Origin of the sequence: Clostridium aciditolerans, from assembly GCF_016316925.1 — a bacterium.
Taxonomy (GTDB): domain Bacteria; phylum Bacillota; class Clostridia; order Clostridiales; family Clostridiaceae; genus Clostridium_AM; species Clostridium_AM aciditolerans.
In genome coordinates, this window is record NZ_JAEEGB010000026.1 from 177529 (window position 1) to 198345 (window position 20817).

Below are 20817 nucleotides of genomic sequence, written 5' to 3' on the forward strand. Positions count from 1 at the left end.
TATAAAATAACAACTAATTCTATGAGGAGGAATATTATCTTGGAACTTAATAGTGTATCTGTAGGAAATTACGTAACCGTTGAAGATTTATCATCTACTGGAATGTTAAGAGAGAGAATGCTTGCACTTGGCCTAACTAAAGGTGCTCGAATAGAAGTTGTAAGAAGGGGGCCATCAGGAGACCCTACTGTCTACAATATAAGAGGGGCAATGATAGCCCTTAGAAAAGAAGAGGCATCCTTAATTTCAGTTACTCATAATTAAATACGTATTCAAGCAGGTTAATACCTGCTTTTAATTAGCAAAAATTTTTAGGAGGTTACTAAAAATGGGACTTACCTTTCAGTCCACCAAAAACGATGCTATGACAGACATATTTGCCATTGAGAAAAAGGAAGAACAATATATTATTGCACTTGCTGGCAATCCAAACACCGGTAAAAGCACCGTTTTCAATGCATTAACTGGACTTCATCAACATACTGGCAACTGGCCTGGGAAAACAGTAGTGAACGCAAGAGGAGAATTTACACATAAGGATAAAGAGAATATCCTGATAGATCTACCTGGAACCTATTCTCTGTTTGCATCCTCTGTAGAGGAAGAAGTAGCTAGAGACTTTATATGTTTTGGTAATTCTGATGCAGTAATAGTAGTTACCGATGCGACCTGCCTTGAAAGAAACCTTAATCTTGTTTATCAGGTAATGGAACTTACTGATAAGGTAGTGCTATGTATAAACCTCATAGACGAGGCAAAAAAGAAAAATATAATTATTGATGGGCAAGGCATAGAAAAAGAACTTGGTGTTCCTGTAGTTTTATGCGCAGCGCGAAGTGGTATAGGTATAAAAGAGCTGAAAGAAGCAGTGTATAAGGTTACTACAGGCCAGATTAAGCCTAATCCTAAAGTAGTAAAATATCAAGATTATATAGAAAAAAAGATAAAATCCATAGAGCCACTTATCAAAAAAAATATAAGTGATATTAATTCAAGATGGCTTTCTTTAAGAGCTATAGATGGAGATTCAAAAATAATGACTTCTATCTTCAGCAATATTGACAAGAATTCATTAGAGGAAATATTGAAAATCGCAAATTCATCTACTGAGGATAGTGATAAGCTAAATATTAGAGATGATATATCGGAGCAGATTTACAGGAAAGCTGAAGAAATAAGAGATAAATACGTAAAAGAAGATAAAGCTAAAATTAATAGAGATAAATTAATTGATAATTATGTTACATCAAAAATTTTTGGTATTCCGCTGATGCTTTTAACTTTAGCTATAGTATTCTGGATCACTATTACTGGAGCTAATGTACCTTCTGAAATTATAGCTAATGTACTTTTCGGTATACAAGATAAGCTTACTTTATGGTTTAATAACATGAATTCTCCAAGCTGGCTGCACGGAGTTCTAGTGCTTGGGCTTTACAGAACTTTGGCCTGGGTAGTATCTGTTATGCTCCCTCCAATGGCAATATTTTTCCCTCTCTTTACAATACTAGAGGACCTTGGATATCTACCTAGAGTAGCTTTTAATCTGGACCATATGTTTAAAAAAGCCTGCGCTCACGGCAAGCAATGTTTGACAATGTGCATGGGTTTTGGATGTAATGCAGCTGGAATAATAGCCTGCAGAATAATTGAATCTCCACGAGAAAGACTTATTGCAACTTTAACAAACAATTTTGTTCCCTGCAATGGAAGATTTCCAACTTTAATAGCTATATCTACGGTTTTTCTTGTTGCAAAAACTGGCAATGGTTCAAGCTTATTACCAGCATTATCAATAACAGGTTTAGTAGTTATAGGTATAGCTGTAACGCTATTAGTATCCTATGGATTATCAAAGACAATATTAAAAGGCGTTCCTTCTACCTTTACTCTGGAACTTCCTCCTTATAGAGTACCTCAAATAGGAAGAGTTCTTTATACTTCCATAATCGACAGAACCATATTTGTACTATGGAGAGCGGCAGTCGTTGCTGCTCCGGCAGGCGCCATAACCTGGATACTTGGAAACATATATATTGGTGATTTAAGTATTATAGGTCATGCTGCAGCTTTTCTTGATCCTCTTGGCAAAATTATCGGTCTTGATGGATTTATATTAATAGCCTTTATACTTGGACTTCCTGCAAACGAAATTGTACTGCCAATACTGTTGATGTCTTATTTAGCAACAGGTTATATGATTGAATTTGACAGCATAGAGTCCTTAAGAAAGATATTACTTGATCATGGTTGGACATATCTCACAGCACTTAATGTTATGTTGTTCAGCTTACTCCATTGGCCTTGTGCTACGACTCTCTTGACTATAAGAAAAGAAACAGGCAGTTTAAAATGGACAGCACTTTCAGCACTTATTCCAACCTGCATAGCATTTATTGTATGCTTTATGACAACCATAGTATTTAAGGCTTTAGGCTTAGGGTAACTTATAAGGGAAGTCCAAAGTGAACTTCCCTTATAACTTTATAATAATCAACATTATACTATTTATCCGATGTCTATCGCCACTAACACCCCAACTTCTTAAAGTTGGGGATAAGTGGCGCTACGACCCTGGATAACGGCTTCTAAGCTTCAGATGGAGTTTAAAACTCCACTTGAAGCCAAGAATCCTGTTTATTTCAGCCAGCTATATTATATATTTATTTTGGGGAAAGTTATAATAACCTTAAATAAATCCCCATCCACACTTATATTTAGCTCTCCACCTTGGAGTTCTACGAAGCTTTTCGCTATAGCTAGTCCTAAGCCTGAACCCTCTGCATTACGTGCCTTATCTCCTCTTACGAATCGTTCAGCTATCTCATCTACATTAAAATCTATTTCATTGGCTGCTATATTTTTTAACGTTATTTCAACCTTATCTTCTATGGAAGTAATATCTATATAAACTCTTGAACCCTTCATGGCATACTTGGTTATATTAATTATTAAATTCTCAAAGACTCTAAAGATACGTTGACTATCTAGTGGCAATATTACCTTTGATTTTGGGAAGTTTGTTTTTATTATAAGTGATGCCTTTAATATTTTATCATCTAATTCAAGTATGGTTTGCTTCATTAAGTCCACCACATCCACATCCACAATATTCAAATGTATGTTTCCACTTGTGGCCTTGCTCACTTCAAATAAATCCTCTATTAGTTCCTGCAGTCTTTGTGATTTTCTGTCTAATGTATTTAAATAGTCCTTTCGTTTTTCTACTGAGAGATTTTCATCTTTTAATAAATCTACATAAGTAATGATAGATGTTAAGGGCGTTTTTAGATCGTGAGAAACATTTGTAATAAGCTCTGTCTTCATTCTTTGACTTTTTACTTCTTCATTTACAGCTTTTTTAAATCCCTTCTGTATACTTTCTATTTCTTTCTTAAAAGCATTAAACACTCCTAAATCATCTTCGATAGTTATATCCAAATTACCTTCTGCTATTTTGTTTGCAGCTTCAAAGAGCTTATTATATTTATTACTTATATTATTATAATGCTTTCTTATTATTACAAATAATACACCAGTGTATATTATTGCTGCTATTATTCCCAAAAACCAAAAACAGCTTATTATTGATACTATAATCAGATTTATTCCTAATAATATTGCAAGTTTTTTAGTATTTTTTTCTTTTAAGTCTATATTTCTTAGATAACCACAGAACTTTTTATTGACTCTTCCACTAGCTCTCCAAATGCTTCTTAAAATTTTATATATCAAGGAATTTCCTTTTGTATATTCTCTAATTCCAGTTTTGAAAATGTGCTTTAAAATGATAATTAAAACAAATACTGCCCAAAAGCATATGAACCAATAAAGAATATTTACTGACCTGTAAACAAGTTCTTGACTCACATCTATTGGTAAAAGTTTAGGTAATTCTTTATTTATTATGCTGATAGTAATAAGCTTAGGTGCTGCACATATCAGTAGATATATCAGTAGATATATCATAAAAATTACAAAACCAATTATCTCTATAGGTAACTTAGCAATCTTTTTAAATCCAATTAACTCTTTTGATATTTTATATGGGGTTATGAGAGCAACTATTGCTATGCAGATAAAAAAGGCTATAATCGTACAAAATGTTAATTTATTTTGGTAAGAGTTTCTTTCACTATTCTCTATATGAGAAAATATTAAATCTTTATATTTTAACTCTTTTGGAATAGCATAAACATAAGTCATATTCTTAATAGGCTTAATTTCTAAAGCACTTCTGCTGTTTGCTTCATCATTTTTAAACTGGTTTGATAAGCTTAACATATCTGCGCCATAAAGCTTTTTAATTGTTCTATTACCTTGATTATCATAGTCAATAACTATATAGAAGCTATATTTTTTATTAAGGCTTTGCTCAATAGGATTAATGACAGCATTATCCTCTATTAGAGAGTTTATGCCACCTTGCCTTCTCTCTGCTACTAATTTACTATCTTTTTCTATTGCATAATACTCTAAATTCTTTAAACCTTCATCTAAGTTTCTTTTATATTCACTTATCTCTTTATTAAATGTATCTTTATAAACTTCTACATTTTCCTGCGTGTAATTATCATATTTTTTATCAAGGTTTAACAAGATATTTGATGGTTCAATATTTTTATTTTCTTTTCTATTTAAAATATCAACATATATGCAATAATTACTATTTGCTATATAACTTGAAAAAAACCCACCTCTTTCAAAAACATTTTCTTTATATTTTTTGCTACCTTCCTTTATTATAGGATATGTAGAATACATTCCTACGGAAGAAGCTAGTAGCACTAGTAGAATAATTATGTTTATAATATATTTACTTTTACTGCTTTTCAATTTTGTATCCAACACCCCACACCACCTTTAAATATTTTGGATTTTTCGGGTTTATCTCTATTTTTTCTCTTATATTTCTTACATGAACCATTATCGTGTCTGTGTTTATGGCCTGTTCTTTCCAAACCCTTTCATATATTTCTTCTGCAGGGAAAACTCTCCCGGGACTTTTTATAAGCAATGTAAGAATCTTAAACTCACTGGGAGTAGTTTTTATAAAATTTCCATCTACAGTTACTTCTTTTGTATCTGTATTAAGTTCTAATCCACCAATTACATAAACATTCTCTTCAATAATTGTCCCCTTAACCATATTTAAAAACTTTGTATACCTTCTGAGCTGAGAATTTACCCTTGCCAAAAGTTCAAGTGGTTTAAATGGTTTTGTTACATAATCATCCGCTCCAATGTTTAGCCCCATTATCTTGTCTACCTCTTCAGATTTTGCAGATAACATTATTACTGGGAAATCATAATTTTCTCTAAGCTTCATGGTAAATGTTATACCATCCATTTTTGGCATCATTACATCTACAATTGCTAGATGTATTTCCTCTTTTTCTAATATTTCTAAACCTTCAAATCCATTATGTCCGATGAAAACCTTATAACCTTGATTCACTAGATAAGCTTCTATTGCAATTGCTATATCTATCTCATCTTCCACCACTAAAATATTATATATATTCATTTATTCGCATACCTCTTTCTATGAAATCGTTCCAAATTATATAATATCATAGTTAAATTCTACTCCATAGTCATTCTTTACTGCCTCCCTCATTTCTCTGCCTTTATAATACACGTATTTTTTAAAGATAATCTTGTTATAAATCTAAAGAATTTCTAAAGATTGTCCTCAAAAATAAAGAGATGATGAACATTAAATAATTTTCACCATCTCTCATACTATATTTATTTTCCCCATGACATTATGTATTCTCTAAAACCAGAGTCTTCATTAATCTGCTCTTTTTCTACCTTAAAACCACAATACTTATAGAAATCAATTGCAGACACATTTTCAACATAAACCCCTAGTTCTAAACTTGAATATAGAGATTTACAATAATTTATTAGTTTTTTACCAATACCTTGTCCATGATACTCTTCTAAAACAAATAATGCGCCAATAAATGAATTGTCTATAATACTTATAAATCCTTTAATTATTCCCTCTTCTTTATAAACAAAGGTGGTAGAAACAGGCATATACTCGTCTTTGACAAGGTCATAATTTTTGTTCCAATACTCTTCTTGTATAAATCCATGAGCAGTAATATTAGTCTTTAACCATATATTCATAACTTCTTCAATTTGAGATTTTTCTAATTCCTTAATCATTTTTTATATTTAGTGAGATAGTATGTCACAAATACCAAACGCTCACTAAAGTTCACTTCCTTTCATTTTATACATTTTTATTTAATTCCTTTTCCATAAAATACTTTTCATTTGTTATTGGATATTCCCTTTGTACATATACTGTTTTATATCCATATTTTAAATAGAATGGTTGTGCTTGAAAATTCATAGTAGTTAAAAATGCTTTCTTACATTTATTTCCCATTGCTATTCTTTCAGCTTCATGCAACAGTTTTTTACCTAAACCTTTTCCACGCTGTTCATCTCTAACCCATAAAAAGTCAACTTCTAACCATTGTCCAACAATAGTACATACAATTCCTCCAACTAATTCGTTATATTTATCAATTTCTGAAATTGTAAACTGTGGTTCATCTCTTATTTCAAAAAAATTAGAATTATAGTCTTGCAATTTTCTTCGAATTTTTAATATGTCTTCTTCAGATGGTCTTAAATTTAAGATTTGCCTCATATTATTCACTCCTTATATAGAGCTATTTAATTACATCATTACAGGTATAAATTCAATACAATAAGAATAATACAATTTTTATTTTATAGCATATTATATTATTCTATTTTTTTATATAGCATATCTATATGTGGAATATTATCTTCTAAATACTCATTTGAAGTTTCCTTAAAACCAAGACTTCCATAAAAATTAACCAAGTATGATTGTGCTTGAATCTTAATCTCTTTTTCATTTAAATTTAGTTCTATAAACTTAATTGCTTTTAACATCATTTCTCTTGATATACCTTTTCCTCGATAATTTTTATGTACCAATACTCGTCCAATAGATATTTCATCATATGAAACTCCTTTCTTTAGGATTCTTAAATATGCAATAATTTCACCATTATCTTCAAGGTATAAATGATATGAGTTTTCGTCTTTACTGTCACAATCTTGGTAAGCACACTGTTGTTCTACAATAAATACTTCATTTCTTATTTTTAAAATTTTGTATATTTCTTCAACTTTTAATTCTTCAAATTTTTTTAGTTCCCAATTCAATGTTTTGCCTCCTTTTAATCATTTAATGCGATTCTATAAAATATAACCTTGATAAATCCATTATTTACTGTTGTTTCAAGTCAAATTATAGCTTCAGCCTAATTTCTATAAAAATTATAACATATATATCATGTTATCACTTGTATAAATAGAATCCTTTCCTCTTTTATTTATCATTATGCATGAGACAATACTGGGAACATTAAGTCTCTTGTTTTAAATGGATCATCTTTCCCATTTATCAAGCTTTTCTCACAATGATAAATATTATTGGGAGTAAACCCCAAAACTACTTTCTTAGTTTTTTCGCTCATCATTGCATTAATAATTTTATCTAACTTTACCTCTTTTATTGCAAACACATCTTGTACATATAAAATATCTCTCTTTTGCTCTCCTAAAATCAAAAAATCCATGATATTTACTGAAACATTAGATACAACTTTGTCTCCATCTAACAGAGAATATGGTATATATTTGTCCTCCCAATACCCATACTCATACCATTGTTTAAAATTAAAACTATAAGTTTTTTCTGTTAAACTATTAAAACTATTTCTTAACATACTGTCATCTTTATAATTACATCTATAAATATATTTTTTATTATTAATTGATAAAATTTCACTCATTTTTGGCTTCTCCTTTCCTATATTTACATTATTTCCTTATATCTTATCTTAGCATTTTTTATGGAACAACCTTAATAACTTTTGCTAAATAAAAATGAGCCATAAGCTATATAAAATTAATTTATGACTCATTGACCTAATTATTTTCTTTTTTGCTGTAAAATAATTCTGTCTATACTTTTTCTTGATAAAAAATACTTGTTAGCAAGATACTCTTTATCTATACCTCTATTAAACTCTTCGTAAATAGCTGCATTTCTAACTTCAATTTCTTTTCTTATATTAGTTGTTTCTCCCCATTTCTTTTTATTACCTTCTTTTTTAGGAATATATATATATTCTCCATCCACATACTGATGGATTAGGTCAATTATCTCTTGGGGAAATATATCTTCAGCTTTAATATAGCACATTATGTTCCTCCTAAATTTAACTTTCTTACTTAGGATTAAACAAAGGCTATTTTCTTGATTATGTTATTAACACAATAGCCTTTGCTATGCGTTAATAATAAGTTTTCTCATAACTACTTACCTCCTTTTTTCTGCTATAGTTTCTCCTATCAAAATTATACTCACTTTAAAAAGTTATTTGATAGACTTAATTCTATCTAAGTCTGCACTACAAAGTGCTTCAATATTTTTAAATATCTTTTCTTCTGACCAATTCCACCATTTTAATTTTAATAAATAATCAATTAGTTCATCATCAAATCTCTTTTTTATAATTTTACACGGATTACCTCCAGCGATATGGTATGGAGGAATATCTTTTGTTACTACGGAATTAGCAGCAATAATTGAACCATCTCCAATATGCACGCCAGGCATTACTGTAACATTCTGTCCAATCCATACATCATTTCCAACTACAGTATCACCTTTAAAGGGTAAATCTTCAAGGGTAGGCGTGACTTTCTCCCATCCATTCCCCATGATATTAAAAGGATATGTAGTTACAGATTTCATCCTATGATTTGCACCATTCATGACAAACTCTATCCCTTTTGCAATGGCACAAAACTTACCTATAATAAGTTTATCTCCTATAAATTCATAATGATGAGTAACATGTTCTTCAAACTTTTCTGCTCCATTTATATCACTATAATAAGTGTAATCTCCAATCTTAATATTAGGATTTTTTATAACGTTTTTTATATAGCAAATGCTTTTTATATTTTCATTAGGGTAAATACTATTTGGATTTGGTCCAAATTTATTCATATATATCATCTCCTTAGTAATTAAATTCTTCTTAAATTTAAAAATTAAAAATCCCCACAGATGAACAATATCATCAGTGGGGATTTTATTTACATGAAGCTCTTTCATTATATTTAAATTAAACTTAATACACAATATATATCCTATATTTTAATTGCAACTAATATAAACATATATTTTTATATGTGTGTATTTGTAGTTATTTTGTTTATATAGAAAAGAGTATAATAGAAGATATTGTTCTTAAAATGCATGATTAAATAAAGTTCTGTTCTAGAACTTTTAAAGCAATGCAAACTATTTAATTTTAATAGTTTAGTTAAGAACAACTATAATCATCTGATTAAATCTCCTTTTTCTATAATTAAATTTCTAGTTAATCTTATAATAAAACCCTATTATTGTCAATATACATTTAATAAAACAAATTGTTTACAACTTAATTATGCTTCATTGACCCTTTCAAGCCATTCATTAACTAATGAATTAAATAGTTCTCTCTGTTCTATCTGCAAATTATGTCCTGCTCTATCCAATACAGCAAAAGTTGCTCTCGGATAGTTGTCTAAAATACTCCAAGCATCTTTATAACCTACTGTTGAATCTTGACGCCCTAATAGTATAAGAGTTGGCTTATTAAACTTTTCATTCATTCTATCTACATCGAATGAAAACGCATACCCATTTTGTTGAAGATTAAGTAAAAAATCATTATCTGCCAGTCTTATACCAGATAAAATTTCTTCTCTATACCTATCCCAAATTTCTTTACTTTGTACTACCTGCATAGAAGAAAAACCTTTCGCATCGGATGGCTCAAGCTGTGATAATAATTCATCATCTCTCTTTAAAATAATATGCGCTGGAAGGTTACGTTTCTTAAAATCTGCAATAATAACAGGACATAATAAAAATAGCCCATCTACTCTATCTTTCATTTTATGTACTATTCCTCTTGCTAAATATCCACCATAGGATTCACCTGCAAGTAAAAAGTTTTCATTTGGAATAACTTTTTCAATAAAATTAATTAAAATGTCCAGCATTATATCTGAATTTATGATCCAATTTTCACCTTTGGTTTTTCCCATCCCTGGTAAGTCAATATATATCCTCTTATATCCATCTCTATTATTAAATACAGGCTCCATACATCCTGTCATTAATCTATGGTCTACGTGATAGCCATGTATCATAATAATTGGTTTCCCACTACCTATTACTTCATAGTTTATAGATATATCTTTTATCTTACATTTCATTATTTTTCTCCTTGTTTTCTGATAATATCAGTAAATCCCATTCATGCAGCTCAACTCTATATAGACCTCTTTCAATTATCGGGTCCTTTTTAGCAATCATTTTTGCCTCATCTAAATCCTTAGCCTTGAATATAATCATTCCACCGTTGGAATTAGCAAATCCACCTCCAATAAAATATCTTTCAGCAGCAACACTCTTTAGATACTCTGCATGGTCTTGGAAATCTTTTGAGGTAGTCTCTAACTCACTGTTTTTATAATCAATTCTTACAAATAATTTATCACCTTTTTTCATATAACTTGCTCCTTCAATTCTTTAATTACTCATGCTAAATTTGCAAGAATCAGAACATATGTTCATCAAAATAATAGCACGTTTGCATAATAGTGTCAATAAAGTTTTATATGTTTGCATTATGAATGTATACTAATTAAAAAGCTCTCTGTCTCCAACCAAGAAAGTTTTTTTAACCCAACCAAAAAAGCTGTTAAAATTTAATTTAACAGCCTAATTATTTGTGAAAGTTTTTTTAATCCATTTTCTAAATCATATAAAGAAGAGTATGAATAAGAAATTCTAAGGTTTAGATTTTCAGAAAAATCATATACGTTTCCTGGATTAATTAATATACCATTGTCGCAACACAGGTAAAATAATTTTTCCATTGATATCTGTTTTTTTAATTTTAGCCATATATAAAACCCTCCACTAGGTTTGTTCCACGTAGCTATATCAGAAAAATACTTTTCAAGAGCATTTAGTGCCACCTGTCTTCTAACTCTCAGCTTCTCTCTAAGTTCTTCAAGATATTTTTCATAAAGTCCGCTTGAGATCCATTCTGCTAACGCCCATTGTGAAAGTGAACTTGAGCCATAATCCGTCTGCATTTTTATATCTCCTAAACGCTCTATAACAGGCTCCGGCCCAATTAACCAACCAATTCTAATTCCAGCTGCTAAGGATTTTGAAATAGTCCCCATGTATAGTACACTGCCATTTTTATCTTTAGCTTTTAAAGGCAATGGCGGTTCTGTATCAAGCCACAGATCTCTATATGCATCATCCTCAATAATAGGTAGTCTTGCTTTTTCACATACTTCTAGTAGTTCATTTCTTTTATGCTGCGGCATAACAATTCCAGTAGGATTATGAAATGTAGGTATAGTATAGAGCAGCGTGGTTGCTTTATTTAAGTTATTCATAATTTCACTTATTCTAATTCCCTGATCATCCATCGGTATTCCCTTTACTCTCATTCCTGCTGATTGGAATACATGGAGTGATTTTATATAAGATGGTTTTTCTGAAAGTACAGCAGAACCAGGGTGCAGGATACCAAGGGAGATCAATTGCAATGCCTGTAGTGAACCTGACACAATCAATATTGAATCTGGTGAAGCGTTTATTTCATATTTCTTTAGATATTGGCTTATAATTTGTCTTAAATACAATGATCCTTTTGGCTCTTCGTATCCTAAAGATTCTATTTTATCTCCAACACTATCTAATACTACTTTCATCATTTCTTTCGGAAATAACTCAGGAGAAAGTTCTCCTGTACCTAACCGTATCATATTTTCTTTATACTCAAATTTATTGATTGCTTGAATTATAGATAAATTAGGTTTATGTATTCCACTTGAAATATAGCTCTGCCAATTAGGTGGTGGCGTTGATGCTAGCAAAGACCATGTATTATTAACTATAATTGTTCCTCCACCACTTTTTCCTTCAATTAATCCCTCTGCCTTCAGCTCATCTAAAGCTTCCACAACAGTACTCCTGTTTACTTCAAATCTTTCTGCCAGTTCTCTTTGAGCTGGCAGCTTGCTCGAAATACTCCATTCACCTGTTGCTATTTTTTCCTTGATGTAATCAACAATCTGCTTATATAATGGAATAGAAGAATTTTTATTTGGCTTCCAATTAATACTTATCATATATTGATATCCTATCCCCTCTATCGGAATGTGTTCTTTGCATTTAACTTCCTAATGGAAGTCGTTTTGCATACTTTATTACAAATTCATCATTTAAAAATATTGTAACTTATAATAATTCATTACAGATAGCTCTTCAAAACCACAAGCTTTGTATAAATTAAGTGCAGTATTGTTTTTACACTCCACATCCAATTCTATCTCATAAATGTTTTTTTCATTTATTAAACGTAAAGCTTCTTTTAATGCTGCTTTTCCATATCCTTTACCTCGGAAATTAGGCAATATTCCAAAACCACTTATAAAAGTTGAATCATCACTATAGCTTACCGCAATTTTCCCAATAGCCCTTTCATTTAGTTCAACCATATATGTGATTTTATTTAATTCTTCCTCTTCTTCCAAAAAGCATTCAAATTCCTCTGAATGGTTAAAAAATATTGCATTTTGTCTACTAATTTCTTTTCCATCTAACTTTCCAGCTTTTCTTAGTCTAATAGAACTTGTACTTTCTAAAGTAGTTTTGTTAAATAACTTCATTCTATACTCTGAAAAATCATATTCACCGCAAACAGAATTTATAAATTTAACACCTGAATTAGAATTACCATCTGATAATAACAATACCTTATTAAAGTTTCTCTTCTTACACTCCTCCATTGCAAGTTCAAAAATCTTTTTAAACAACCCCTTTCTTCGAAAGTCGGGATGAGTCATTCCATTGATTTCACCAATATTACTACCTCCAAAACTTGAAATACCCAGGTAAGCTACTAAAATATCTTCAACATAATAGAGAAACTCATTAATCTCTTTTAGTCCTATTTCAGAATTTCTCCTTATATTTAACTTATAGTCTAATTCTAACTTTAGATTTGTTTTATCCTGTGAACAGCAAAGCTCTTCAAGTTGATTTATTTCTTTATACTCCTTTTCTGATATATATTGTTTTAAAGAAATAGTTTCATTTAATATTTTTTCTGACATTTTAAGACACCTCTTGAAATCAAAATTTGGACATAAAAATACCCTGAAATAGTTGTCCTAACTACTCCAGGGTTGATAAACTTATCTTTATAATATTGATCATAACAGTAACAATAGTTACAAATCAAAATTACATTTAATAACTTTTACTTGAAGTAGTTGGACATAAAAATTCAATTACAAATCTATTATTTATCTTACTCATGTTCAACCACTCCTTTCAAAATTCATATACCAAATTATACCATGAACATTTTATAATTTCAATATTTAAATATATATTTACAGAAAACTGTACTTTATAGATACCCACCGCTGAAAGTTAACTTATAAAAAATATTTATTGGTAACAATTAACACAAATTAAATATTTTTTAGAGGACAGTGAACAATTGACAGAGGACAGTGAAGGAGGATTTTTCTCCGCTACACTACGAATAATCTTTAATTTAAAAGAAACTCCTGCTCTCTTGTTTCGCAGGACTACTTTCTTAGTATCTGAATAAGCGATGTTTTGCATTAGCAAAACAATCTTAAAAAAATAAATTGGTTTTCTGACGTAAGGAAGAAAACTCACCTTCACTGTCCTCTCTCCTCTGTCAATTGTCCTCTAAAAATATATTTATATCTTCTAAACATTACCAATAATTCTCATAATATAAGTTAAATGTCGGCCTTGGGTGTCTATAAGTTTATAAAGTTTCAATCTCAACTTTTATTGCTGTAGCACCTTCTAATTGAAGCCATTTTAAATTTGCTTTAAATTTTGAACCAACCTTATTTAAATTACATATATTCTCTATAACATAAGCTCCTCTATTTTCAACATATTTATCTATTGCTACGTGATCTTTTCCATGTTGTATTCCACTTAAGTCAATTCCTATTAATTTTACATTAAAATCTAATAATTTATCTACAAGTTTATTGGTTAAATACGGACTCGATTTAGAATTAAAATACTCTTCACTTCCGTATCCATAGTTTTCTAAATATCCGGTTCTAAATATTACAAAAGAATCTTCTTTAATCGATATATTATCTAATATATTAATATCTATAATATCTAGATTTCTAACATCTACTACAGTAACATCTATTTCTGATGGGAACTCTATTCTTGATAGATTATAGCAATCTATATGAGTTCCTATATGTTGTCTTTGATGTGCTGGCTGCGAATCTCCCCATTTTAATACTTCTTGAGGAATATTAAATTCCTTTAAATGCAAATTCATATTACATATCTCCTTCCAATTCTATTATCTTATCCAAATAGTTATTAAACTTTTTTAAAAAACTAGCTACAACTTCTTGTTCTTCTTTATCTATATTTTTAAAAAACTTATTATTTCTTTCTTCCCACTTCTTATGTTTTATTTGATGATCTTTATATAACATTTCCCCTAATTCTGTTAACTTAAAATATATTTCCTTATCATTCTCAGGATTCTTATACTTATCAATAAGCTTACTATTCAAAAGTTTTTTGCTAATCTTACTTATTGCACTTCTCGTCATATTCATACTTTGAGATATTTTAGTAACGTTAGGATCTTTTATTTTCCCTATGAAATCTAAACAATGTATTTCTGAGATTCCATACTTTTCATATTCTCCCCTAAAGGCTATCCTTCCTAGAGTTTCTTCTTTTTCATATATTTCTTTTAAACTCTTCATAATGTTATTAATATTATCCACTTCAAACACCTTCCTGTTATTTTCAACAAAACAATAATATGATATTTTGTTTCCTTGGACACAATATTAATATATTTTTGTTTCCGTGTCAATAATTTTATAGAATTTAATTTATTCTATGATTTACCTATAAGCTCACTCACCTTTTTTATATCTTAAAAAAATCTAGGCATCCTTCCTAGATATGCTGATTGCGATGCTTCTAAAACTATACTTACATAAAAATTTACTTTATCATAATAGTTGTACAAAATAGACTAGCACACTGACTAGTTATTTTTTAAGATTCCCAATGTCAGAAAAGTAATAGTTACTTCGTATTAATCTATGAGAAGCTTCTCAAAGGAGAGATATATATGAATATAAATGAAACAAACTTTATAAATCAACTACAAAATAAAAATTCAAAAGCATTAGATTTTGTAGTGGACAACTATAGTAATTTAGTTTTTAAAGTTGTGCGGAGCGTTTTAAATTCAAGTTTTCACGCTCAATATGCAGAAGAATGTGCAAATGATGTATTTTGGTCTGTATGGAATAATATTAAGAGCTTTGATGAAGAAAAAGGAGATTTTAAATATTGGATTGCTGCTGTAGCTAAATACAAAGCTATAGATTACCAAAGAAAGCTCTTTAATCAAAGTAATAATGTTGAATGTATAGATGATTACACATTACCAGACGAATTCAGTACAGAGAAAATAATAATATCAAAGGAGAATAAAGAAGAACTTTTAGAAGCAATAAACCATATGAAGGATGAAGACAAAGAAATATTTATAAGAAGATATTTCTTATACGAAGGTGTAGATAATATAGCAGAAGCTTTTGGTGTAAATAGAAATCTTATAGATAAAAGACTTTCGAGAGGACGTAAATTTTTAAAGGAAAAGCTTACTCTTTTGAAGGGAGATGTAGTGTAATGAATAATAAAAATTTTAATTTAGAAGAAAAAGATATATACAAGTTATTTAATCACATAAAACTTGAGGAAAGTGAGTTTAATGATATGAATGGAGAGGTAGACGAAATGCAAAAGGAAAGAATAAAGAAAAATTTAAATAAAAAAATAAAAAACAAAAATAATCTTAAAATGTTTAAAAGAGGCTCTGTAGCAGCTGCTGCAGCTTTAATCGGCATTATGGCTATAGGGACAGTTTCTCCAGCCTTAGCTCAGAATATTCCAGTTTTAAGTTCTATAACACAAACCCTTAATGATAGACTTGGACTAGGTGGAAATTATGTTGAATACTCTCAAATAATAAATAAAAGTATTACTGATAAGGGTATAACCCTTACTATAAATGAAGTTTTAGCCGATGATTCAAAATTAGTTATAGGTTATACAGTTAAGAGTGATAAAGAACTTAAAGAATTTCACGGTATAGGCTTATCCAGATTTTTAAAAGTTAATGGAAAACAAAACGGTGGACATGGCTCTAGCTATGGAGAAAATATTGATGCTTATACTTATGTAGGTAATGAAGAATTCCATACTAATTTGCCAAAAACATCCGATAAATTTAATATCGACTTAAATGTTGATGAAATAATGGATACAAAAGGTAGCTGGAAATTTGCCTTCAGCGTGTCAAAAGAAGAATTGACTAAAAATAGTAAGATATTTAAACCAGTTAATAAAATTGATTTTCCAGATAGTACTGTAACTATAGATAAGGTAGTTCTATCTCCTATAGATACTTCTATTTTCTTAAGTGGAAAGGATAAATATAAAAAGGAGCCAAATGGAGGTTCGATGTTTGACTATGATTATTGGATTGCCTTTGATGATGCAGGGGTAGAGCTCATACCTAAAAGTCTTGGTGGTGGAAGTCATGATACTAAAACGGGAATTTTCCAAATTGAAATGCAGTATGCTAAGTCTAAAAATATTCCAAAGTATTTAACTATTGTTCCTTGTAAAATTACTCCTTCTGGCGGCGGTAGTGTAAGTGTAGATAAGGATGGAAAAGAAACTTATACTGCTATAAAAGGAAAGAAGCCTGTAGAAGTAAGTCAAGTTATGGATGGAGTTTATCCAAAGGAGCTTCCTCAAGGCAGTATGGGAAAAATTATAATAAATGATGTGAAAAATGAGAAAGATAAAACTATAGTTAAATTCACAGCCGTTGGTAAAGCACCTTATTTTCAAGCAACAGAGCTTCATATAAAAGATAATAAAGGAGAATTCGTTACGCCTAAAAGTTATAATCTGCATAGGAATGGACAAAAACCTAATGAATTTACACTAGAGCTTCCATTGTTAGATTCAAGTAAAAAATATACTATATACACTAATGACTTAAGTAATATTGAGTTTAGGGAAGACTTGAAATTTAAAATCGAGCTTAACCAATAGATATGAAATAACAATGTATTCCATTAATTCTATTCCAATTTTTGCAAGGGGAAATCCCCTTGCAGAAATTGAAGAATCTAATAAGCTTTTACTTATGTTTTACTTTAAATAATTCACCAACACCTACAATGCTTATATTTAATATATTAGTTAATTGTTTGAGGCTTTTAAGATTATTTATATACTTAATATTATTCTTACTAACTAACTTTTCAATCATTTCTACTATATCTTTTTTTTGACTAGTATTCAGAATAAGATTTTTATTTAGACATTCTCTATTGATATAGGTTAAAGTAGTCCATATCTGCTCCTCTGAAATACTATTTATATTCATTAAAACCCAGGTAAAATCTTTTCTTCTAGTATCTTCAGGATATGCCGCCTTAAAAAACTCTATAAAATGATTTACTGGCTTTGGATCTTTTTCTTTAACATACTTTCCAAGCTGTGATTTTAGGTTATTCTTCAAGTACATCAGTGTATTTGGCTTTACTGAATCCTTTAACCCCTCTATGTGTTCATAAATATAATTATATGTATCTTTAATCTGTTCCTCATTTACATTTTCCTTTTTAAGCACCTTTGTTATATCAATATACTCTAGAATGTTCTTCTTGCAATTGAGCTCCTTATTATATAGCCTTTCCCAAATTTCATGTGCAGTTAATTTTTGAAATTCAATGTTATTTAATAATATTTCTTTATCCATATATTCTCCTTACTGTTTTAAAATTTCTTAGTTCCTATATTGTATCATAAGCTTTATAAATTGTTTACTGAAAAAGAAGCAGTCAATTTATGCTGCTTCTTTCTTTAATAAATACCAAACTACGTTTCAGTTTTTGTAACTGACTTGCCAGCCTCAATTAATGCTTTATCACCTATTAAGAAAAAGCTCTGAATAAACATCAGAATGCCGGTTATAATAAGTAGCCATTCTATTTTTATGATATCAGACAGTGGTCCAAATATAAGCATTCCCATCGGCATCATAACACTTGATATCATAGCTAGAACGCCAAATACTCTACCCAGAAAATCTCCCTCTACTTTTTCCTGTAGTAAAACTGTAGATGGTGTGTTAAAGATTGGCATAGCAATTCCAATTAAAATCATGAAGGCTAGGTATACCCAAAATATAGGAATAACTCCAAGTGCAAAGGTACTTATTCCAATAATAATGCATGACATTGTCATTGTATGAATCTTATTTTTAAATCCACCCCAATAGGCCATGATTATACCACCTACCATCATACCTGCAGAAAAAGTAATTTCAACTGCCGTAAGACGCCAAACATCATTTCCAAAAGTACGTGAAACTTGCAGTGGTGTTAAAAATGCAGCAGGTGACACAAGTACAAAGAAAAATGCACAAAATATAAAGAACTTTTTAACATATTCATGGTTTTTGATATAATTAAACCCCTCATCCATGTCACTAAAGTAGCCAGTTGCTTGCTTCTCCATAGCTTTTGCATGAACAGGAACATGTAAAAATAAAAGCAATGTCGAAACCCCTATAGCTGCTGTAACAACATCTATAAAAAATATTGCTTCTATGGAAGCCATGGTTAAAAGTGCGCCACTAAGCATAGGCGATATAAGCATAACTAATGATTGTATGCTACCATTTGTTGCATTCACCTTTGTAAGTTTATCCTCAGGTACGATTTGTGGAATAAAGGCTCCAACAGCTGGTATTTGAATTGCTGCACCTAACGCACGTATGGCAGAAACCACAAATAAAAGCCATGTGTATTTATGTCCTGTAAGAAATAATATAGCCAAAACAAGAGTTGCTGCTGCAATCATAGAATCAGACAACATGATCAGTATCTTTCGATTATAACGATCAGCCCACACTCCTGCAAAAGGAGAAAGAAAAAATGTAGGTAGAAAGCCGCAAATAATTGATATGGTCATCATTACACCGGATTGAGTTTTTAATGTAATATACCAGGTAATTGCATACTGAACCAGCGAAGACCCAAATAGAGATATGGTCTGGCTGGTCAAAAATAATATTATGTCTCTTTTCCAATTTCTATTCATATTTGTCATATATACTCCTATTGTTTTTAATAAGTTTACTTATAATCAATTCTTAATTCAATCAACTATGGTTAACTTGAAATTATATTACCATAATATTGAACCTGAAGAAAGATAAAAATTTCTTTAACTGGTAGACATTATACTCATTTTTCAAAGATAATTTGTTTAATAGTAAATGTAACACAAAGTCTTAATGATGCATAAACTATATAGAATGTGCATTTAATTAGGAGTGGAGGAATAAAAGTGGAAAAATTTCTAACTTTTCATGGGATAATTACCATGATTAATGACTTTTCAATAGCTACAAATGAAACAAACCCGGGATGTTATAAATTAATGTCTGTAGAAGACGGATCTGGAAATACAGTGAATTTTGTGGTGGCACCAAATACTTACTTTGTAGACCATGTAACGATGGAAGTAGGAGATATGGTAACGGGATTTTATGATGCAAATGCACCTGTTCCTCTCATTTTTCCGCCACAATATAGAGCAATTGTTATGGCAAAAGATACACAATTTCAAAATGTAAAAGTAGACTATTTTAACAGTCAGTTAGTGAGCAGCGATAACCAATTAAAATTAAATATTGGCCCATCTACTCAGATATTACTGGAGAATGATCAAACTTTTACCCAAAACCCTGCAAACCGAAATCTAATTGTTATCTATGGTCCTACCACAATGAGTATACCAGCTCAAACCACACCATATGAAATTATTGTTATGTGTTAAGTATTAGGAAGATTAAAATTCCCTTCAAAAAATAACCTGCTAATTCTATTTCTAATTAGCAGGTTATTTTCATTATTAATTGTATTTCATACATTTCAAAAACTAGCTATACACATCTTATCATCATGATTTCAGTAGAATTGTTGACTTTCTAAATAAAAAAGCAATTGATAGTTCTACTATTACATTAATAAATGCAAAAATTATCATTGCACTTCTAAATTGCAGACTAATATTTAAGGAGAATGGTATATAAAATATAGAAATAATGGATACCACTAGAAAAGCTATCCATCGATTTTTAGCACTTTCTTTTAATTCCTGAAGTCCTCTCTCCAAGCACAACAAGTATATTCCTTTACATATTATATATATTAAATAAATATTTATAATTGAGATTACTGAGCTTAGTGCCATAACCCAAAAATTCGGTGGAACAAACTGTCCTGATAACAAATTATCATTACTTACATGAATTACATCTTTTACAGTAAGGATAGTTAATATAATTGAAGGCATCTTACCTTTCTCATAGATTTTGTGCTGCAACTGAAGTTCATTTAAAGCTGAGTAAATTAATATATATCCTATAAAATTAGGTAAAATGTTTATTGGTCCAAGGTTTATATCAAAAATTATGAAGATCATTGCCCAAAATAATTTATTATAGCTTGAAGCATACATACCCT

At 30.0% G+C, this 20817-nt stretch carries 22 protein-coding genes; 5 read left to right on the forward strand and 17 right to left on the reverse strand.

All coding sequences use genetic code 11. The features are described 5' to 3' along the window. Positions 1 to 39: 39 nt before the first annotated feature. Entirely contained in the window at positions 40 to 264 is a 225-nt protein-coding gene (locus I6U51_RS17535; protein WP_425489774.1) for a FeoA family protein, read from the forward strand. 64 nt (positions 265 to 328) lie between these two features. Next, complete coding sequence (gene feoB, locus I6U51_RS17540; protein ID WP_211143854.1) at positions 329 to 2446, forward strand: ferrous iron transport protein B; 2118 nt, start codon at positions 329 to 331, stop codon at positions 2444 to 2446. Positions 2447 to 2655: 209 nt separating this feature from the next. On the opposite strand, the gene I6U51_RS17545 is transcribed toward feoB, so the two are convergent. From I6U51_RS17545 to I6U51_RS17610, 14 genes are all read right to left on the reverse strand, one after another. Continuing rightward, positions 2656 to 4851, reverse strand: a complete 2196-nt coding sequence (locus tag I6U51_RS17545) for a histidine kinase dimerization/phospho-acceptor domain-containing protein (RefSeq protein WP_211143855.1) — start codon at positions 4849 to 4851, stop codon at positions 2656 to 2658. Further along, on the reverse strand, positions 4823 to 5527 hold the full coding sequence (locus I6U51_RS17550) for a response regulator transcription factor (protein WP_211143856.1): 705 nt from the start codon (positions 5525 to 5527) through the stop codon (positions 4823 to 4825). Before I6U51_RS17550 ends, I6U51_RS17545 begins: the two co-directional genes overlap by 29 nt. A gap of 224 nt (positions 5528 to 5751) precedes the next feature. Then, entirely contained in the window at positions 5752 to 6180 is a 429-nt protein-coding gene (locus tag I6U51_RS17555) for an N-acetyltransferase (protein WP_211143857.1), read from the reverse strand. Between the two features lie 67 nt (positions 6181 to 6247). Next, positions 6248 to 6673: a GNAT family N-acetyltransferase gene (locus I6U51_RS17560; protein WP_211143858.1), complete on the reverse strand. Its 426-nt coding sequence runs from the start codon at positions 6671 to 6673 to the stop codon at positions 6248 to 6250. Positions 6674 to 6771: 98 nt separating this feature from the next. Further along, positions 6772 to 7221 (reverse strand): GNAT family N-acetyltransferase, encoded by a 450-nt coding sequence (locus tag I6U51_RS17565; protein ID WP_211143859.1) that lies wholly within the window; start codon positions 7219 to 7221, stop codon positions 6772 to 6774. Positions 7222 to 7397: 176 nt separating this feature from the next. Next, the gene (locus I6U51_RS17570) at positions 7398 to 7853 is read right to left on the reverse strand and encodes a hypothetical protein (protein WP_211143860.1); all 456 of its coding nucleotides are present in this window, start codon (positions 7851 to 7853) and stop codon (positions 7398 to 7400) included. A 140-nt stretch (positions 7854 to 7993) separates the two neighbouring features. Next, a complete protein-coding gene (locus I6U51_RS17575) occupies positions 7994 to 8266 on the reverse strand; it encodes a CD3324 family protein (protein ID WP_211143861.1) in 273 nt (90 codons plus the stop codon). Positions 8267 to 8440: 174 nt separating this feature from the next. Beyond that, complete coding sequence (locus I6U51_RS17580; protein ID WP_425489775.1) at positions 8441 to 9088, reverse strand: Vat family streptogramin A O-acetyltransferase; 648 nt, start codon at positions 9086 to 9088, stop codon at positions 8441 to 8443. Positions 9089 to 9522: 434 nt separating this feature from the next. Next, positions 9523 to 10341: an alpha/beta fold hydrolase gene (locus tag I6U51_RS17585; protein ID WP_211143863.1), complete on the reverse strand. Its 819-nt coding sequence runs from the start codon at positions 10339 to 10341 to the stop codon at positions 9523 to 9525. Next, positions 10331 to 10636 (reverse strand): YciI family protein, encoded by a 306-nt coding sequence (locus I6U51_RS17590; protein ID WP_211143864.1) that lies wholly within the window; start codon positions 10634 to 10636, stop codon positions 10331 to 10333. The genes I6U51_RS17585 and I6U51_RS17590 overlap by 11 nt, the downstream gene beginning before the upstream one ends. Before the next feature lie 200 nt (positions 10637 to 10836). Further along, complete coding sequence (gene pdxR / locus I6U51_RS17595) at positions 10837 to 12282, reverse strand: MocR-like pyridoxine biosynthesis transcription factor PdxR (RefSeq protein WP_211143865.1); 1446 nt, start codon at positions 12280 to 12282, stop codon at positions 10837 to 10839. 93 nt (positions 12283 to 12375) lie between these two features. After that, positions 12376 to 13269 (reverse strand): GNAT family N-acetyltransferase, encoded by an 894-nt coding sequence (locus I6U51_RS17600; protein WP_211143866.1) that lies wholly within the window; start codon positions 13267 to 13269, stop codon positions 12376 to 12378. Between the two features lie 692 nt (positions 13270 to 13961). Then, the gene (locus I6U51_RS17605; RefSeq protein WP_211143867.1) at positions 13962 to 14507 is read right to left on the reverse strand and encodes a cyclase family protein; all 546 of its coding nucleotides are present in this window, start codon (positions 14505 to 14507) and stop codon (positions 13962 to 13964) included. A gap of 1 nt (position 14508) precedes the next feature. Continuing rightward, positions 14509 to 14979, reverse strand: coding sequence for a MarR family transcriptional regulator (locus I6U51_RS17610; RefSeq protein WP_211143868.1), 471 nt, complete (start codon positions 14977 to 14979; stop codon positions 14509 to 14511). A 347-nt stretch (positions 14980 to 15326) separates the two neighbouring features. Here I6U51_RS17610 and I6U51_RS17615 point away from each other — a divergent pair, with 347 nt between their 5' ends. Both I6U51_RS17615 and I6U51_RS17620 read left to right on the forward strand, forming a co-directional pair. Next, positions 15327 to 15893: a sigma-70 family RNA polymerase sigma factor gene (locus I6U51_RS17615; protein ID WP_211143869.1), complete on the forward strand. Its 567-nt coding sequence runs from the start codon at positions 15327 to 15329 to the stop codon at positions 15891 to 15893. Next, entirely contained in the window at positions 15893 to 17329 is a 1437-nt protein-coding gene (locus tag I6U51_RS17620; protein WP_211143870.1) for a DUF4179 domain-containing protein, read from the forward strand. Before I6U51_RS17615 ends, I6U51_RS17620 begins: the two co-directional genes overlap by 1 nt. Positions 17330 to 17417: 88 nt before the next feature. On the opposite strand, the gene I6U51_RS17625 is transcribed toward I6U51_RS17620, so the two are convergent. Beyond that, on the reverse strand, positions 17418 to 18041 hold the full coding sequence (locus I6U51_RS17625) for a hypothetical protein (protein ID WP_211143871.1): 624 nt from the start codon (positions 18039 to 18041) through the stop codon (positions 17418 to 17420). Positions 18042 to 18160: 119 nt separating this feature from the next. After that, the gene (locus I6U51_RS17630) at positions 18161 to 19387 is read right to left on the reverse strand and encodes an MFS transporter (protein WP_211143872.1); all 1227 of its coding nucleotides are present in this window, start codon (positions 19385 to 19387) and stop codon (positions 18161 to 18163) included. A gap of 249 nt (positions 19388 to 19636) precedes the next feature. On the opposite strand from I6U51_RS17630, the gene I6U51_RS17635 reads away from it, so the two are divergent. Continuing rightward, complete coding sequence (locus I6U51_RS17635; protein ID WP_211143980.1) at positions 19637 to 20128, forward strand: hypothetical protein; 492 nt, start codon at positions 19637 to 19639, stop codon at positions 20126 to 20128. 123 nt (positions 20129 to 20251) lie between these two features. Here I6U51_RS17635 and I6U51_RS17640 read toward each other — a convergent pair whose 3' ends face one another. Further along, on the reverse strand, positions 20252 to 20812 hold the full coding sequence (locus tag I6U51_RS17640) for a hypothetical protein (RefSeq protein WP_211143873.1): 561 nt from the start codon (positions 20810 to 20812) through the stop codon (positions 20252 to 20254). Positions 20813 to 20817: the final 5 nt, after the last annotated feature.